Below are 16484 nucleotides of genomic sequence, written 5' to 3' on the forward strand. Positions count from 1 at the left end.
ATTGACTAGATGGATGCTGATTTAACATCAGCATGTTGAATGAGATCAGCTAAAATTATGACCGCATTTTCCATTTGCTTAAGATTAAAATCACCTAAGCCAAGAATTAAACCTGAACGTTTTCGTTGTGCTGAAAAAGTTGGCGAAATAGCTTTCACTGCAATTTTCATGTCTACGGCTGCTTGGGCAATGGCAAGGTCATTGATATGTTCTGCGAGCCAAAGCACCATATGCATGCCTTGATCTCCTGACTCTAAATAACCGAGATGTTCGGGGATATGTCTTGCAATTATCGTCATCAAATGTTGACGATTTTCGGCATAAACTTGGCGAATTTTACGGATATGTCGCTCTAAATATCCCTGCTCAATAAACTTGGCGAGCACATGTTGATCTGCTGAAGCAGGGTGACGGTCGATCAACACTCTTAAACCACAGAAAGGTGCAACTAAGGCTTGCGGTAAAATCGCATAACCCAGTCGAAGTGAAGGAAAAAGCACTTTACTAAAAGTACCCAAATAGATGACACGTTCAGGTGCTAAACCTTGTAAGGCTGGAAAAGGTTGCCCGTGATAACGTAGTTCGCTGTCATAATCATCTTCAATAATCCATGCTTGTTGTTGTGATGCCCATGCCAATAAGGCATGACGACGAGATAAACTCATTGGCATACCCATCGGGTATTGATGAGAAGGGGTAACGAAAGCTGCTCGTGCATGAGGAGCAAGGTTGATGGCTGTATTGACTTGCAATCCTTCCTCATCAACAGGAACACGAACAATTTGGATGTTTTGTATAGCATTTTCTAAAATGGCTGATGTTCCACGATAAGCAGGATCTTCGAGCCATACCTGATCCTTTGGTTCAAATAAAATTTGACTGCAAATATATAAAGCTTGTTGTATGCCATTGGTAATCACAATCTGTTCAGGTTGGCAATGAACTGAACGAGAACGACGAACATACTCTGCAATTGCAACTCGCAATGACCATACGCCCTGAGGATCATCATAGCCTGAGGGTAAGCCTTCTCCTTGAGCACGATAGCGATTGCCAAATTTGCGCCAGACATCATTGGGTTGAGTACGTCCGGTAGGAACAGATATCGCAAAGGGTAAATGGGGCAAAGGTTTAAATTCTTTTAATATCTCGGCATAGGCTTGTGCGGCTGCTGTTAGATTTGATTTAAATGTATTGGTAACAATGTCTTTTTGATGTTGTTGATGTGGCGTGTTGATTAAAGACTGTGCAACAAAGGTTCCCTTACGTGGATGTGCCTCTAAAACACCTTCTGCCAGTAATTGATCATATGCCTCAATTATCGTTCCACGGGAAATACTTAAGCTGAGCGCCAATTCACGTGACGAGGGCAAAGGATCACCTGCCTTTAAATCTCCTTGTTGTACAGCTTCTCTGAGGATCTGTATCAGTTGTGCAGTCACTTTGCCTTGCTGTTTGTTGAGCTTCGATATTGAAGGAAGCTCAACCACTTTTGCCATTCTCGCCATAATTCTGGACTACTTAAATAAATACAAACTGGTACTTTTGAATAATCCAATTAAATCAGAAAATTTACAATAGGAAGTTCATGTTTAATGACTGTTTTAATGATTGAGAGTGAGAGTGAGAGTGAGAGTGAGAGTGAGAGTGAGAGTGAGAGGAGTCGACCATGTATATCCCAAAAGATTTTGAAATCACTGAAGTGAAAGAGATGCATCAACTGATGTGTGAATATCCGCTGGGAATACTGTTGAGTCATGGCACACAGGGTCTAGATGCTAACCATTTACCTTTTGAACTACAGTTAGAACAGTCAGAGTTGGGTACACTTCATGCCCATGTGTCAAGACAGAATCCTATCTGGCAGCAGCTTCATGATGGTGATGAAGTGTTGGTGGTATTCCGTGCTGGAGATGCTTATATTTCACCTCAATGGTATCCAAGTAAACATGAACACCATCGACAGGTGCCAACATGGAACTACAGGGTTGTACATGCGCATGGCAAAATCCGTATTCATGATGACGAGCGCTATGTACGAGGTGTAGTTGCACGTTTAACTCGGACACATGAAGCAACTCAACCTACCCCGTGGAAAATGTCTGATGCTCCCAAAGATTATTTAGAACCGATGCTTCAGGAAATTGTTGGTATTGAAATAGAAATCACGAGACTGCAAGGCAAAGCAAAACTCGGTCAGAACAAAGATCATCGAGATATTGTTGGCGTTGCCAATGCATTATCTCAAACGGAGGATGGTGTAATTGCTGATGCAATGTATCAGGTTGCAGCAGAGAAAAATAAATAAATACTCATCTCTATGTAGGTAGAAGGAGAATTGAATGACTTGGCTAACGCCTCAGGTTTTAGAAAATGATCATGTCATTTTAAAACCGCTTGAAATACAACACATGGAAGCGCTGATAGAAGCTGTATGTGACGGAGAACTATGGAACTTATGGTTTACACATATCCCAACGCCTGAGCAAATGGGAGCTGAGATTCAGCGACGATTGAACTTACAGACTCAAGGCAAGATGTTGCCTTATACCGTCATTGAAAAACAAACAGCTCAAGTTTTAGGCATGACCAGTTTTATGAATATCGAAGCGGTCCATCGCCGTGTCGAAATTGGTTCAACTTGGTATCGACAATCTGTGCAACGAACACATATTAATACAGCATGTAAGCAGTTACTGCTAAGTTATGCTTTTGATCACTTGGATTGTATTGCAGTTGAGTTTCGCACATCCTCATTTAACTTCAAAAGTCGAGCCGCAATTGAACGTTTAGGTGCAAAACTCGATGGCATATTGCGTAGCCATCAAATTGTGAAAGATGATATTTTGCGTGATACATATGTGTATAGTATTTTAAAAAGTGAATGGGCTGCGGTACGACAACATTTAAATTTTTTGCTTGGCAAGTCGAATAATTCCAAAAGTATCTAAGCAGCTTAAATCACTATCAAAATCAACTTGATTGCCAAGAATGCTCTATATTCATGGCAGTCACTTGTTGATTACTTTTGATTGATAAACATTCGTGTCGGTCAAAGCACTAGTTCATTAAATATTTTTTATTCGATAAGCATAGGAATGTTATGACTCTTGATCAGACATCAATTCAAGACAATTAGGCAAATTGCTGTCGTTGTAAAATCTATTAATTTAGTTGATATAAAGAATATGCGAAGTAGAGCTTAATATATGATTAAAGTCATGTTAATAAGAATAATATATTTTTACATTAAATCTAGAAGGTAAAAAATACATCCCCTGAGTATATTGTTCAATTAGAGAGTAAAATGAATTTCTTATTTATATTACAGAGGGTTATAATTATTTTTAAGTATTATTATATGAAGTGATGCTTATAATTTGTTGATAATATTATGCGAATCTTATTTTAAGGGGATTGGAAATAAGTTTAATAATAATAAAAATATTGTAGTAATAATGATTAAAAGAGCATAAAATTCAAGCAAATGCTGTTTGCAATTGACTCAATGAAACTAAAAAAATTCATATTTTGTTTAAAATTAAACCTAAGGAAACTTATTCTATTTTTGGCTGTTTTCAGTATTGTTATCCTCTTTATTGCATCTTTATTCGTAAACTACTCTATTCAAAAAAAAGAATTATTAGATACGTCTTTGTCTGTGAATATGGAGTATGCAACGAAGATTGCGCAAAAAACAGATTCTCAAATTCAGACGGTATTAAAACAACTTGATTACAGTGCCATGTTATTGGGGCAATCATTTGATGACGAAAAATTTAAACAATCAGAAGTAGACCGCCTCAAATTTCAGTCTAACTTTTTTGATAGTGTGATTATTTCTGATAAACATGGTCGAATCCTCAATTTTTCACCATCGAAAATTGCATTGAATAAAAATGTAATCAATAGAACATTGGGCTTTACTGAATCTTTAGATACCCAAAAGACCGTGATTACAAGTCCGTATTACTCAGTCAAAAAGAATTTGATTGTGTTTATTTCACAACCAATTTTTGATCGGCATAAGAACTATCTAGGTTTTGTAGGTGGTGCGATTTATTTAAAAGAAAGAAATATTATCAATGAGTTATTGACGATTAGTTTTAATTATAAAGACAGCTATATGTATGTGCTCGATAGCCAGCATAAAATCATTTTTCATCCTGATGTTCATCGAATAGGAACATATGCAACAGACAATACAGGTCTGGATTATATGGAGAAACATTCGATAGGAAAAATCAGATTGATCAATAGTAAGGGGGTTGATAATTTAGCGGGTTTTGCAAAAGTGAAACACACCGACTGGATTATTGTTTCGCAACAACCCACGCATAAACTATTAGAAAAAGTACCCAATCTTATCTATAAAATTATTGCATATATGCTTGTTTTTTATATTCTAATTTTTTTAATTATCTGGAAAATTTCCTATTATATTTCTGCGCCATTAAACCGCTTGGCAACGATGGCGAGCCATTTAAACAATCCAGAAACAGCCAATCAAATTAAAGATGTTGATGCGCTCTATTATGAAGTCAGGAATTTTAAACGATCCTTGTTGCAAAGTTCTTCAAATTTTAGCAAACGAATTTCTACACTCAACCATTATGTGAATACTGATCCTTTGACAGGGCTGTATAACCGTCGTGGGATGGAGCTGCATATTGAACGCTTGATGAAATCCAATATTTCTTTTGCCATTATTGCTGTAGATATTGATTACTTTAAAAAAATCAATGATCAATATGGGCATGAAAAGGGGGATATGGTGTTAAAGCGTACGGCACAGCATATCAAGGACTGTGTACGAAATATTGATATTTGTTGTCGAATTGGTGGCGAGGAATTTGTCATATTAAGTCCGATAGATAGCCAAAATTTAAGTATCAATATTGCTGAAAGAATTCGCCAACTGTTGGAAAAAAGTCCAATTGATGATATTCCCGCAGTGACTGTGTCAATTGGTATTGCACACTGGCCTGAAATATCTACAGATATTCATAAGGTATTTAAAGCTGCTGACGAATATTTATACTTAGCCAAAGCAGAAGGACGTAATTGTATTCGCTATAAAAAATAGAACATTGAAGCGTTAAAAACCTTTGTGAATATTATGTGATAAATATATAAAGATTATATATTTATCAATATTTTATTGTCTGTATACACTCGATGAAATATTAGATGATTTGAGTGAATATGAATAAGTTATTAGCGTATGGATTGATTACCATTTTTAGTACAGGGTTACTGCTTTCAGGTTGTTCAAAACAGACACAGGATGATAAAAAATCCATTGATAGCAATCAGATCAGTACACTCAATATAGGCTATCAAAAAGCAGCATTAAAATTGATCGTGGCGAAGCAGAATCAATTGTTTGAAAAACAATTCCCTCATGTAAAAATTGAGTGGAAAGAATTTCCCGCGGGTCCTCAGACTTTAGAGGCTTTATCTGTCAATTCAATTGATTTCGGTTATACCGGTGATGCACCGATTGTATTTGCATTATCCGCGGGGAAACAATTGAATTATTTAGGTTATGAGCAATCCTCACGACAGGCTCATGCGATTTTATTGCCGAATCAGAGTTCGATTAAAAGTCTTGCGGATTTGAAAGGAAAACGAATTGCATTAACCCGAGGCTCAAGTGCGCATAACTTTTTGGCTGAAACTTTAAAGCAAGCTCATCTATCATGGGCAGATATCCAACCTGTTTGGCTGACGCCTTCAGATGCACGTGCTGCTTTGGATAAAAAGGCAATTGATGCTTGGGCTGTTTGGGACCCCTATATTAGCGCTGCTGAAATTGATGGAAATGCAAAGATTTTATTCGAGTCTACAGATTTGCCAACGACCTATAGCTACTATTTGGCACAGCCTAATTTTGTCAAAAACCATCCAAAGGATGCAGAAAAAGTATTGGCTGTATTAAATCAAAGTGATCAGTGGATTAATGCTCATCCATCAGAAGCAGCTGAGATTTTGGCGAAGAGCACTGGTTTAGATGTCAAAGTGACGCAAAAAGTGATTGCTAAAAAACCAAAACCAAATCCTGTTGCGATTTTAAGTTCAGAGGCTATTCAATCTCAACAAAAGATTGCAGACCTTTTCTATAGTCAAAAGTTGATTCCTAATCAAATTGACGCTGCACAATTTGTTTGGAAACCTGCCCAATAACATGAGCATTGGGTATGTAAAAAATGGCAATAACTTTAATTCTTAGCGCGTGATTTAGTCACGGTGATGAATGGGTTTTATTGAGTAAGCGCAAGCTAATTTGTCGAGCAATACGATAAAAAGCTTGCGCAATTTTTTAAACCATATTATTGTCATAGGACAAAATTAATTTGTCATGGGTTTTTTATGGAGCAATTTGTTACGCCGAGCAATTTAATTGAGTTGCAGCAAAACTTTAGTGAGGTTCAGCAACAGATTACAGCGATATGCAAAAAAATAGGACGTAATCCCGCAGAGATTCGCTTATTGCCTGTGACCAAAACTTTAGCGATTGAAAAAATTGAACAGGCATATCAATTAGGCTTTTGTAGTTTTGGTGAAAATAAAGTGTTAGAGGCGAAAGCCAAATATGAAGCGCTACAACATTTACCGATTCATTGGATTTTAATTGGGCATTTACAAAGCAATAAAGTGAAGTATGTTGCCAAATTTATTGATGAGTTTCATGCCTTAGACAGTTTAAAACTTGCAGAAAAACTAAATCATCGCTTATTACTCGAACAACGCAAAATTCCTGTTTTTATTCAGGTAAATACCTCCAATGAACACAGTAAATTTGGTGTTGAACCTGAACAAGCCTTAGCTTTAATTGAGCAGTGTCAGCAGTTTACTCAGTTCAAAATAATTGGATTAATGACGCTGGCTATTCACAGTCAAGATGATGTTGAGGTGAGGCGATGTTTTCAGACTTTACGTGTACTAAGAGATCAAATTCAAAAAATTTATCCTGATGTCCAGCGTTTATCTATGGGGATGTCTGGAGATTTTGAAATTGCCATCGAAGAAGGTGCAACGGATATTCGCGTTGGGCAGGCTATTTTTGGTGCAAGAGCACTGCCTGATCATTATTACTGGGCGGAGTAAGCCAAGATGAGTCAACATTATCAATTAACCATCTATCAACAGGGCAAATTATTGGGACATTTTCAAAGCCGTTCTATGCACGCTTTAATGAAAATTAATACTTTGTTGAGTTATTTACAGCATACAACCGAATTAAGCTATGAGTTACATCAAGTGATTGAAGATTCGCGTTTTCTTATGCAAAAAGAGGGGACGATGCAGCTCTTGGGAAGTGAATATATCTATCAGCCCTGTTCGATGAATATTTTGTCGCAGGAGATGACATGAGTTATTTAATGCCCGTTTACCAACCTTTAGCCATTGAATTTCAACGTGGTCAAGGGTGCTATCTATGGGATCACCAAGATAAGCGTTATTTGGATGCTATTTCAGGTGTCGGTGTCACCTTACTTGGGCATGCTCATCCTGATATTCATACGGAAATCGTGGCACAATCCCAAACATTCTTACATCTTTCCAATTTATTTAAACATACTTGGAATGAACGTCTTGCTGAAAAACTGGCAAAGATTACGGGTTTAACCCAGACTTTTTTTTGTAATTCAGGCACAGAAGCCAATGAAACGGCAATTAAATTAGCTCGTTTATATGGTCATCAGCGAGGCATTCAATGTCCCAAAATAATTGTCATGCAACAGGCATTTCACGGACGTACATTAGGGGCGTTGTCTGCAACGGCAAAAGCTGATTATCGACAGGCTTTTGGTCCCTTACTAACAGGTTTTGAGTTTGTTGCATTTCATGATTTGGCTGCAATTGAAGCTTATCAAAATGATCCCGATGTTGTGGCAGTATTACTTGAGCCAATTCAGGGTGAAGCTGGGGTGAATATTGCTTCAGCATTTTATCTCAAGCAACTCAGAGCACTATGTGATCAACAGGATTGGTTGTTGATGTTGGATGAAATCCAATGTGGACTGGGGCGTACAGGAACATGGTTCTATTATCAACAAGCTGAAATTTGTCCTGATGTACTCACCATTGCCAAAGGCTTGGGCAATGGTTTGCCGATTGGTGCCTGTTTAACCCACCCTAAGTTGGGGCATCTATTACAGTCAGGCTTACATGGTTCTACCTTTGGTGGAAATCCTCTAGCCTGTCGTGTGGCGTATCGAGTGTTGCATCTACTGGAAACACAGTATTTATCCTCAATTCATGCAAAAGGTTATCACTTACTCGATTTACTACAGTCCAAATTAACAGGTTTAAACAATGTGCAATCGGTTCGTGGTGTGGGATTGATGATTGCAATTGAGCTGATTCATCCGATTGAAAACCTGACAAAAATTGCCAGTGAAGAATTTGATATCTTAGTGAATGTCACACAAGGAAAAATTATTCGCTTGTTGCCACCTTATATTATCAATAGCACACAAATTGAATATTTAGCTCAACAAATATATGGCTTGCTTAAAGTCATTCATCCCATTGAAAAAGTAGCGTGACCAAGATGAAAATGATCTATGCGATTCAAACTTTGGCATTTGAAGATTTAGGCAGTTTTGCACAGACGCTGAATGACTTAAATTATCAAATTCAGTATTTACAGTTAGGTGTCGATGCCGTGGATGAGGCTCTTGCTTCAAAACATCCTGTTATTTTGTTGGGTGGACCGATCGGCGTATATGAAACGACTAATTATCCTTATTTATCGGATTTAATTAATGCACTACGTACCCGTCTCGCTCATCACTATCCAACACTGGGTATTTGTTTAGGTGCTCAGTTAATAGCAACGGCTTTAGGTGCAAAGGTGTATCAGGGGCATATCAAAGAAATAGGTTGGAGTCGATTAACCATTACCAGTCAAGGCTTTGCCTCAGCTTTAAAGCATTTGGAAAATGTTCAGGTTTTACACTGGCATGGTGACACCTTTGATTTACCTGAATCCGCTAAACGCTTAGCAGGTTCAATTTACTATCCCAACCAAGCCTTTGCTGTGGGTCTCAATATTCTGGCATTGCAGTTCCATGTTGAAGTTGATCCAAAAACATTAGAGCGTTGGTTGATTGGACATGCGACTGAACTCAATCAGGCGAAGATTGATATTTTAAAGTTACGTCAAGAAAATGTACTATATGGGCAATCCTTACAGGACAAAGCCAAGCTGTTATTACGTGATTGGCTTAATCACCTCATTCCTGTATAAAACTCGATATAGATTTTTTTATGAAAATTAAAGGCAACAGCGCTCAGGATATTCAAGATAATATTCGTACACTGATCAATGAAGGGCAGTTAAATGAAGGCGACTTCTTGCCCAGTGTCCGTGAGTTAGCAGAACAACTTGGGCTGAACCGAAATACGGTGGCTGCTGCCTATAAAAGTTTAGTGTCGATGGGCATTGTGGTGTCTAAAGGACGTTTAGGCACACAAGTCAAATCAAAACAATCTTGTCGAATATCAGAAGGCTTTCAAGCATTAAATGAGGGCACAGTCGATTTGGCTCATGGTAATCCCCACCGAGAATGGTTACCAACTCTAAGTCAAATCAATTTTGGTCATCTGAACAGCAGTTTATATGGTGAAAACATCTATCATGCTGAATTATTAAATATTGCCCAACAACAGGTTTTTGCAGATCTTCCTCAACCATTTTCAATTGAATTTACCTACGGTGCAGTCGATGCGATTGAGCGAATACTCGCTGCCTACCTCGTTCCTTCCGATTTAGTGGCTGTCGAGCAACCAGGATTTATCACCAGTATCTCTGCAATTGAACATCAGCAATTTAAAATGCAACCTTTTACAGTCAGGAGCGATGGTTTTGTTCTTGATACAATTGAACAAGCCTTATATGCAGGTGCACAAGCATTGATTATTACGCCACGTGCGCAAAATCCAACAGGCTATAGTTTAGATCGCACTCAGGCTGAGAAAATTTCAAAACTATTGGAAAACTATCCACATGTATTGGTGATTGTTGATGACCATTTTTCAGTGCTTTCTCAAACCTGTTACCAACATATCATTCCCACCACAACAAAGCACTGGGCTGTAGTACGTTCAGTATCCAAATACTTATCGCCAGATTTTCGTTTTGCATTTGTTGGTTGTGATGCTGAAACTTCAGATAGATTGCGACGAAAATTGAATGCAGGTTCAACATGGGTCAGTCATATCATCCAAGAAATGGTGTTCCAGTTATTCAGTGCTGAAAAATTTCCGGTCAACTTAAATCAGGCAAAATCTTATTACCAACAACAAAATCAAAAAATTGTGCAGTATTTACAACAGTTTAATATCCCTTGTGCGATGCATTATGATGGTCTAAATATCTGGCTTGAATTGCCACATGCAGACAAAATCAGCAAGATTTTATCGCAACGAGGTTGGTTGGTACGTTCAGGACGAGATTTTAGCGTCAATCAAGAAATTGAAGGCATAAGAATCAGTACGGCTGATATGACAGAACAACAGATGAAAGACTTTTGCCAACAATTTGAACAGATTTATCAAGTTATTATTAATTTATAAATCAATTATTTATTTAAAAACAATGGGTTTAACTTATACTTATTTTAAGAGTTTTGCAGGTAATTTTGACGGTACTCAATTTAAATTTTAGGATTTAGGATATGGCGGGTACTTGTTTCGCGATTGAGCAGTTCTGCTTGAGATCATTTCAATATTAAAGCGAACGGAAGATTTTCAAGATATTGGATGATTTCTACTAAACTGTCTCATAAAATAGCAAATTGTTAAAAAAAATTAAAATAATAATTCATTTTTTAGACAATATATCTTGAAATTATAAAGGTAAACTTATAAAACAGTATAGTCGTATTAAAAAAGGCTGCTGTGATGACTTCTCGATATAAACCTAAACTTCACCCCATTAAAGTCATTAAAGATTGGCAAGGTGAGGATTGGGATGTCTATGAAGAGTATAAGACAGAGATCGGTCAAATCATTTACAAAGGTCGGGCGTATAGTACGACCCGTGGCAGTTATGCCTGCATCCTAACACCAGAACTGGCAGATTTTATACGGCAAAACTCCCGTCAAACTGTGATGAAGCAATTGAATTTTTCAGGCATCAAAGTTTCTCGACTTCGAAAAGAATTGAATATTCAACGGGAAAAAGTGGTATTAAATCATCAATGGGCAATCGAACATAAAGATGAGTTATTGGGGGATGGTTTTGAAGATTTGTATCAACAATATGGTTTAAACAAAGATCAAGTCAGTAGTTATGCTCGCTATTTAAGATGTTATGCAAAAGTCAAAAAACCTCATCCACAACGTATCGAAAATAAGCGTTGGCTTTTGGCAAATCAAGCAATCATTACCAGCTCAACAATGACCATGCAACAGATTGCCGAACAATTGCAAACCACCAAAGAAAAAATTGTGATCGCAAGAAAGCAGTTAAAAAGGCTTGCAGCACTTGAGCGTTAGTTTGTGATCATTCGTGCTCGATTACGACTGGGTAAAATATCTGGAAATAGGCAAATAGATGGTGATATCCATAGTTATTCACTCAAGTTGAATATGTATTTGAACAAAATCATGCAAAATATTTTGTAAAAATAGAACAGTTTCAATTCCCCCAAAGGATGATTAATCGTGCTGGCTAATTATTCCAATGTATATCTTGATGACTTTAGTTGCTTGGCATCGTGATTTATTTAAAGTTTTATCTTCTGATCTTTCATCTTAGTCAAATATAGCGTATCTCCAAAAAATGAAGAGATCTGCCTAAATATTATAGGCACATCTCTGTAACTTTATAGGCAACTGTGAGTTTGCCTTTTTTTATTTTATAGGCAGTAATTTCGATACTGCCAATTTCTGATAAAGATTGAACATGTGTCCCACCACAAGGAAATTTAGGCAGGTCGCCAAAACCAACCTCACGATAACCTTGGTCATTTTGTTGCATCATACGGGGTAAATCACGGCGAATGTATTGCTGACATATCTCTTGTAGATGGATTTGATTAATATCTTGTGAGCTTTCTGATTGGGTAAATTGCACTTTTGCATCTTCAGGCCAATGCTGTGCCTTTACAGGATGCCACCCAAAGCTTTGCATGATATGCCCGATCAAATGACCTGCGGAGTGGAGACGACTATAAAAATGTCTTTGTTTCTGGGCAACTTGGGCAAAAGCCAGACCCAGAGCAATTTCACCCTGACAATAATGAATAATATCACCATCCTGTTGTACAACATGCACGACATTCACATCGTTGATTGTACCTAAGTCACTCGGTTGTCCACCGCCTTGAGGATGAAACGGTGTTTGTTCTAGCCGAACTGCAAATAAACCATCTTGATTTAATTCGCAGAATAAAACCTGAACGTCTGCACTGGTCTGGTCAGATAAATATAAAGCCTGAGTCATATTAACTTCTACGCAAATTTCTAAGAAAGAATTATATGAAGCAATCCTATTGATGATAATCTAGTAAAAAATGAATTTACTTTTTCCTCATGGGCACAAATCAAAGCATTGCATTACTTCAGGAAATGGCTATTTTCGTCAAGGTTGTGGAGACAGGAAGTTTTTCAGAAACAGCACGACAACTGGGCAATACACCTTCTGCAATCAGTAAGGCCATTACTCGACTTGAACAGGCACTAGAAACCAGACTGTTGCAAAGAACTACACGAAAATTACGTTTGAGCGAAAGTGGTCAGCAAATTTATGGACATTGTCTTGAAATGCTCAATGCTGCTCAGGCAGTGATCGACAACACAGGAAAATTAAACAGTGAACCCAGTGGTACAGTAAGAATCAGCGTACCCAAAGCTGTGGGACACTATATGATTCATCCACATCTTGCTGAATTTTTAGAACGATACCCCAAAGTCGATATTCAACTGTTATTGGAAGATCGCTTTGTTGATTTTATTGATGATGAGATTGATTTGGCGATACGGATTACCAATGAGCCAGCATTGGGATTAAAGGGAAGAAAATTAATTCAGATTGATCATGTACTGGTCGCAACTCCAGAGTATCTCAAACGTTATGGCATTCCACGAAAGCCTCAGGATTTACTGGATCATCAATGTATCTATTTGGGTGAGCAAGCCAGCGACTCAAAGTGGAAGTTTCAAAAAGGCAATAAAACCACCAGTGTTATTGTTAAAGGACGATATTCTGCAAATCATACTGGTATACGCTTAGATGCAGCATTAAATCATATGGGGATTGCAAGTTTACCTTACTTCGTTGCCCGTCAGGCTTTGGCAAACCATACTTTGTTGCAAGTTCTGCCAGAATGGTATTTTAAAACCTATTACAGTGGTGCTGCGTGGTTACTCTATCCACCGACACGCTATTTAGCGCCTAAAATAGAAGTATTTATTCAATTTCTCGCCCAAAAATTAAAATCCGAGCCGACACTGAAACATGATGATTCCCATATTTAAAGGATGCTATGATTCTAAGATGTTGGTGGTATTTTAAGAAAAACTGATGCTAAAATCATTTAGCATCAGTGTGTTGAGTGTATATGTGCTGATTTAACCCAAACGCATTTTATAAATATTTTAAAATGGGGATGTGTTTGTTTTGATGTTTAAACTTGGAAAATTTGAGCATCAATGGATAGAGCAAAATAATTAATAGTATGGAGATTAACCATAAGGTAGAGACCTGATCTACACCATAGTATTGACCTTGTGTCGTACCGAAAATTTGCACTGCAACCAGATACAACGCTTTTAAAAGATATAAATGAACAATGTAGAAAAACATTGGAACTGAACCAAAAATAATTAACGGTTTAACCCATTTTTGTGTTTCAACTTTTTGTAAAAATACCAAAAGAATAAGCCCCATACCTGCATTCCAAAGAATAAACAGTAACGAAGGTGGGTACTTGGTGAGGTTCATAAAGCTCATCCATGTTTCTGAGAATGCTGGCATAACTTGCCATGCTTGATCACCATAGAGATTGATGATTCTCAGTATGAAAAATAGTGCAATGCTGGATAAACCAAAGCGGAGCAAGATCTGATTTCTTTTTGCCGTATCATTGGACGGGGCAAAAACCTGATGACCAATACAATATCCCAGTGTAATCACACCAATCCAAGGCAAAACAGGATAAGAGGTTCTTAAACGAACAATGTCTCCAATTTCGATCCATCCACGGTCATGTAAGATGAGCCAAAGTTGGTGTAAAACTGGGATATTTTCAAAGGAGATTTGATCAAGTAGGTTATGACCAAAAATAATCATCAAGCTGATACACCATAGCAGTTTTTGCGGTAATCCAATCAGTGCTGCCAAAGCAAGCATACTTATGCCAATTGCCCAAATCACCTGTAGATAAATGACATCGGGTGGAAATTTCCCAGTCCATGCAAAGTTGATTATTAGCAGTTCCAGAAAAACTAAAAAAAGCCCACGTTTGATTAAAAATTCACGGGTCATCTGAAGGCTATTATTTTTTGCTTGATAAAGATATGCCGATAAACCCGTCAAAATGACAAAGACAGGCGCACATAAATGAGCCAAAATTCTGCTGAAGAATAAGGGTTCTTCTGTTGATGAAATAATCATCGGATCTGGAACTTGATGATGCAGATAAAAGGTTTCTCTGACATGATCAACCATCATGATTAAGATAACTAAACCTCTTAATGCATCAATGGCTTGTAAGCGCTGGGAAGGGGACGTAGACATAAAGAAAAGATAAAATATAGTGTTATAATATACTGTAACATTAATTTTTCTGCTTTTAAAACCAAAAATGATCAGTAAAGTTGATGTTTTTAAAATTCAAAATATTACTGGTTCTAAGCGAAATAATTTTTTTATATAAATGATCAATACTATTCGCTTTTATGGATATTCATAGAGATGTGTTTAGTTTATTCACCAAGCTTTTGATTTTCTCAAGCCTTATTAATAAAACAAGGCTTGAGCCATACAGATTTTTTTATGGCGAAAGTATCGTTCTAGTACTTAATTTTCGTACTTTACTTGAGCCAACATTTATTATTTTTGTTCTAATCCTCCCCCCAAAGCTTTATATAATTCAATTTGATTGTTCAATTTGCTTTGCTCTAATGAGAGTAGACCTTGTTGAGCAGTATAAGCAGAACGTTGAGCATCCAAAACTGAAAGATAATTGTCGATTCCTGCTTTAAAGCGAGCCGAAGAAAGTCGATAAGTGGTTTGTGTTGCCGAGACAAGTCGACGTTGCGCATCTAAACGTTCGTCTATATGAGCATGTGCTGCTAAAGCATGGTTAACTTCACGGAATGCTGATTGAATGGCTTTTTCATAATCTGCAAGTGCAATCATTTGATCTGTTTCAGAAATTTTTATATTGGCTTTTCGAGTCCCCCAATCAAAAATGGGTAGATCCAGACTAGGTCCAATTGACCAAACAAAGCCACCTGATTTAAATAAATTTTGAAGATCTGTTGAAGCATAGCCAGCAGAACCCGTTAAGCTAATCGTGGGGAACAGTCTTGCTTTTGCCACCCCCACATTGGCACCTGCGGCAAGAAGTTGGTATTCGGCAGCTTTGATATCAGGTCGATTATTGAGTAAATCACTGCTCAAACCCGTAGCAAAAGTAGCTTGTGTACTGATACGTTCAACTGCTTGATTGGGGAGTAGACTTTGAGGAACGCTTTGTCCTGCCAATAAGTTCAGCAGATTTTGGGCTTGTGCGACTTGCGTTTTATAGGTGGCAACATCATTTCGAGCTGTTTCCACAGAAATCTGGGCTTGACGTAAAGGAACTTCACTCTCAATCCCTACATCAAATCGCTTTTTATTCAGATGGTAAGAATCCTGTTGGGCGATTAGTGTTTGCTTGGCTAAGCTCAAATTAGATTGTGCAAAAGCATAATCTAACCAAGCTTGAGTCACTTGGCTGACTAAGCTAATTTGGGTGGATTGTTGCGCACTTTGAGTGGCAAGATACTGATTTAAAGCCACATCTTTTAAGCTTTTTACACGTCCCCAAAAATCAACTTCATAGGCTGTGATGCCCAGTCCGACTTGGAATGATGAATAAGGATTATTGGGATTAACCGTTGGGTTCACTTGTCTAAGCGCACTGCCGTTGGCACCGATTGTCGGAAATTGATCATTTTTAGTGATTTGATATTGTTGCTGCGCTCGTTGAATATTGAGCGTTGCTGTACGCAAATCACGGTTATGCGCTAAGCTCATTTCAATGACTTGCAATAAACGGGCATCCGAAAAGAAATCTGAATAGCCTTGATGGGCAATTGAGATTTCTGAGCGATTTAGAGCAGAATTTTGAGTAAAATTTTCAGGAATATTAGATTGAATGACAGGCTTTGGTGCTTGTAAATTCATACAAGCGGTCAAAGCAATGGATAGTGTGGAGGCAATCAATCCACGCAATAGGAGTGTTGATTTAGGCATGATT

Annotated in this window: 15 protein-coding genes; 11 read left to right on the forward strand and 4 right to left on the reverse strand. The window is 37.6% G+C overall.

Going from position 1 to position 16484, the window contains the following annotated elements; translation table 11 throughout:
* Positions 1-5: 5 nt before the first annotated feature.
* On the reverse strand, positions 6-1508 hold the full coding sequence (locus TOL5_RS05070; RefSeq protein WP_199934842.1) for a PLP-dependent aminotransferase family protein: 1503 nt from the start codon (positions 1506-1508) through the stop codon (positions 6-8).
* A 161-nt stretch (positions 1509-1669) separates the two neighbouring features.
* On the opposite strand from TOL5_RS05070, the gene TOL5_RS05075 reads away from it, so the two are divergent.
* The 10 genes from TOL5_RS05075 to TOL5_RS05120 all read left to right on the forward strand — a co-directional run bounded on the left by TOL5_RS05075 (position 1670) and on the right by TOL5_RS05120 (position 11511).
* Complete coding sequence (locus TOL5_RS05075) at positions 1670-2308, forward strand: FMN-binding negative transcriptional regulator (protein WP_042088271.1); 639 nt, start codon at positions 1670-1672, stop codon at positions 2306-2308.
* Positions 2309-2342: 34 nt separating this feature from the next.
* On the forward strand, positions 2343-2951 hold the full coding sequence (locus tag TOL5_RS05080) for a GNAT family N-acetyltransferase (RefSeq protein WP_042088273.1): 609 nt from the start codon (positions 2343-2345) through the stop codon (positions 2949-2951).
* Positions 2952-3487: 536 nt separating this feature from the next.
* Positions 3488-5086 carry a sensor domain-containing diguanylate cyclase gene (locus tag TOL5_RS05085; RefSeq protein WP_121774188.1) on the forward strand — a complete coding sequence of 533 codons (1599 nt, stop codon included), beginning with the start codon at positions 3488-3490 and terminating at the stop codon, positions 5084-5086.
* A 119-nt stretch (positions 5087-5205) separates the two neighbouring features.
* On the forward strand, positions 5206-6186 hold the full coding sequence (locus tag TOL5_RS05090; protein ID WP_121774187.1) for an aliphatic sulfonate ABC transporter substrate-binding protein: 981 nt from the start codon (positions 5206-5208) through the stop codon (positions 6184-6186).
* Positions 6187-6372: 186 nt separating this feature from the next.
* A complete protein-coding gene (locus tag TOL5_RS05095) occupies positions 6373-7110 on the forward strand; it encodes a YggS family pyridoxal phosphate-dependent enzyme (protein ID WP_121774186.1) in 738 nt (245 codons plus the stop codon).
* Positions 7111-7116: 6 nt separating this feature from the next.
* On the forward strand, positions 7117-7377 hold the full coding sequence (locus tag TOL5_RS05100; RefSeq protein ID WP_009586787.1) for a hypothetical protein: 261 nt from the start codon (positions 7117-7119) through the stop codon (positions 7375-7377).
* Positions 7374-8555 carry an aspartate aminotransferase family protein gene (locus TOL5_RS05105; protein WP_121774185.1) on the forward strand — a complete coding sequence of 394 codons (1182 nt, stop codon included), beginning with the start codon at positions 7374-7376 and terminating at the stop codon, positions 8553-8555. Before TOL5_RS05100 ends, TOL5_RS05105 begins: the two co-directional genes overlap by 4 nt.
* A 5-nt stretch (positions 8556-8560) precedes the next feature.
* Positions 8561-9259 (forward strand): glutamine amidotransferase, encoded by a 699-nt coding sequence (locus tag TOL5_RS05110; RefSeq protein WP_121774216.1) that lies wholly within the window; start codon positions 8561-8563, stop codon positions 9257-9259.
* A gap of 20 nt (positions 9260-9279) precedes the next feature.
* Positions 9280-10587 carry an aminotransferase class I/II-fold pyridoxal phosphate-dependent enzyme gene (locus TOL5_RS05115; RefSeq protein ID WP_042088282.1) on the forward strand — a complete coding sequence of 436 codons (1308 nt, stop codon included), beginning with the start codon at positions 9280-9282 and terminating at the stop codon, positions 10585-10587.
* Between the two features lie 327 nt (positions 10588-10914).
* A complete protein-coding gene (locus tag TOL5_RS05120; RefSeq protein WP_121774184.1) occupies positions 10915-11511 on the forward strand; it encodes a hypothetical protein in 597 nt (198 codons plus the stop codon).
* A 307-nt stretch (positions 11512-11818) separates the two neighbouring features.
* Here the strand turns inward: TOL5_RS05120 and TOL5_RS05125 are convergent, their stop codons facing one another.
* A complete protein-coding gene (locus TOL5_RS05125) occupies positions 11819-12460 on the reverse strand; it encodes an alanyl-tRNA editing protein (protein ID WP_121774183.1) in 642 nt (213 codons plus the stop codon).
* An 89-nt stretch (positions 12461-12549) separates the two neighbouring features.
* Here TOL5_RS05125 and TOL5_RS05130 point away from each other — a divergent pair, with 89 nt between their 5' ends.
* On the forward strand, positions 12550-13494 hold the full coding sequence (locus tag TOL5_RS05130; RefSeq protein ID WP_121774182.1) for a LysR family transcriptional regulator: 945 nt from the start codon (positions 12550-12552) through the stop codon (positions 13492-13494).
* 109 nt (positions 13495-13603) lie between these two features.
* Here TOL5_RS05130 and TOL5_RS05135 read toward each other — a convergent pair whose 3' ends face one another.
* The gene (locus tag TOL5_RS05135; RefSeq protein WP_121774181.1) at positions 13604-14755 is read right to left on the reverse strand and encodes a DUF1624 domain-containing protein; all 1152 of its coding nucleotides are present in this window, start codon (positions 14753-14755) and stop codon (positions 13604-13606) included.
* A 315-nt stretch (positions 14756-15070) separates the two neighbouring features.
* The gene (gene adeC, locus TOL5_RS05140; RefSeq protein WP_121774215.1) at positions 15071-16480 is read right to left on the reverse strand and encodes an AdeC/AdeK/OprM family multidrug efflux complex outer membrane factor; all 1410 of its coding nucleotides are present in this window, start codon (positions 16478-16480) and stop codon (positions 15071-15073) included.
* Positions 16481-16484: the final 4 nt, after the last annotated feature.

Origin of the sequence: Acinetobacter sp. Tol 5 (assembly GCF_019702905.1) — a bacterium.
GTDB lineage: Bacteria > Pseudomonadota > Gammaproteobacteria > Pseudomonadales > Moraxellaceae > Acinetobacter > Acinetobacter bereziniae.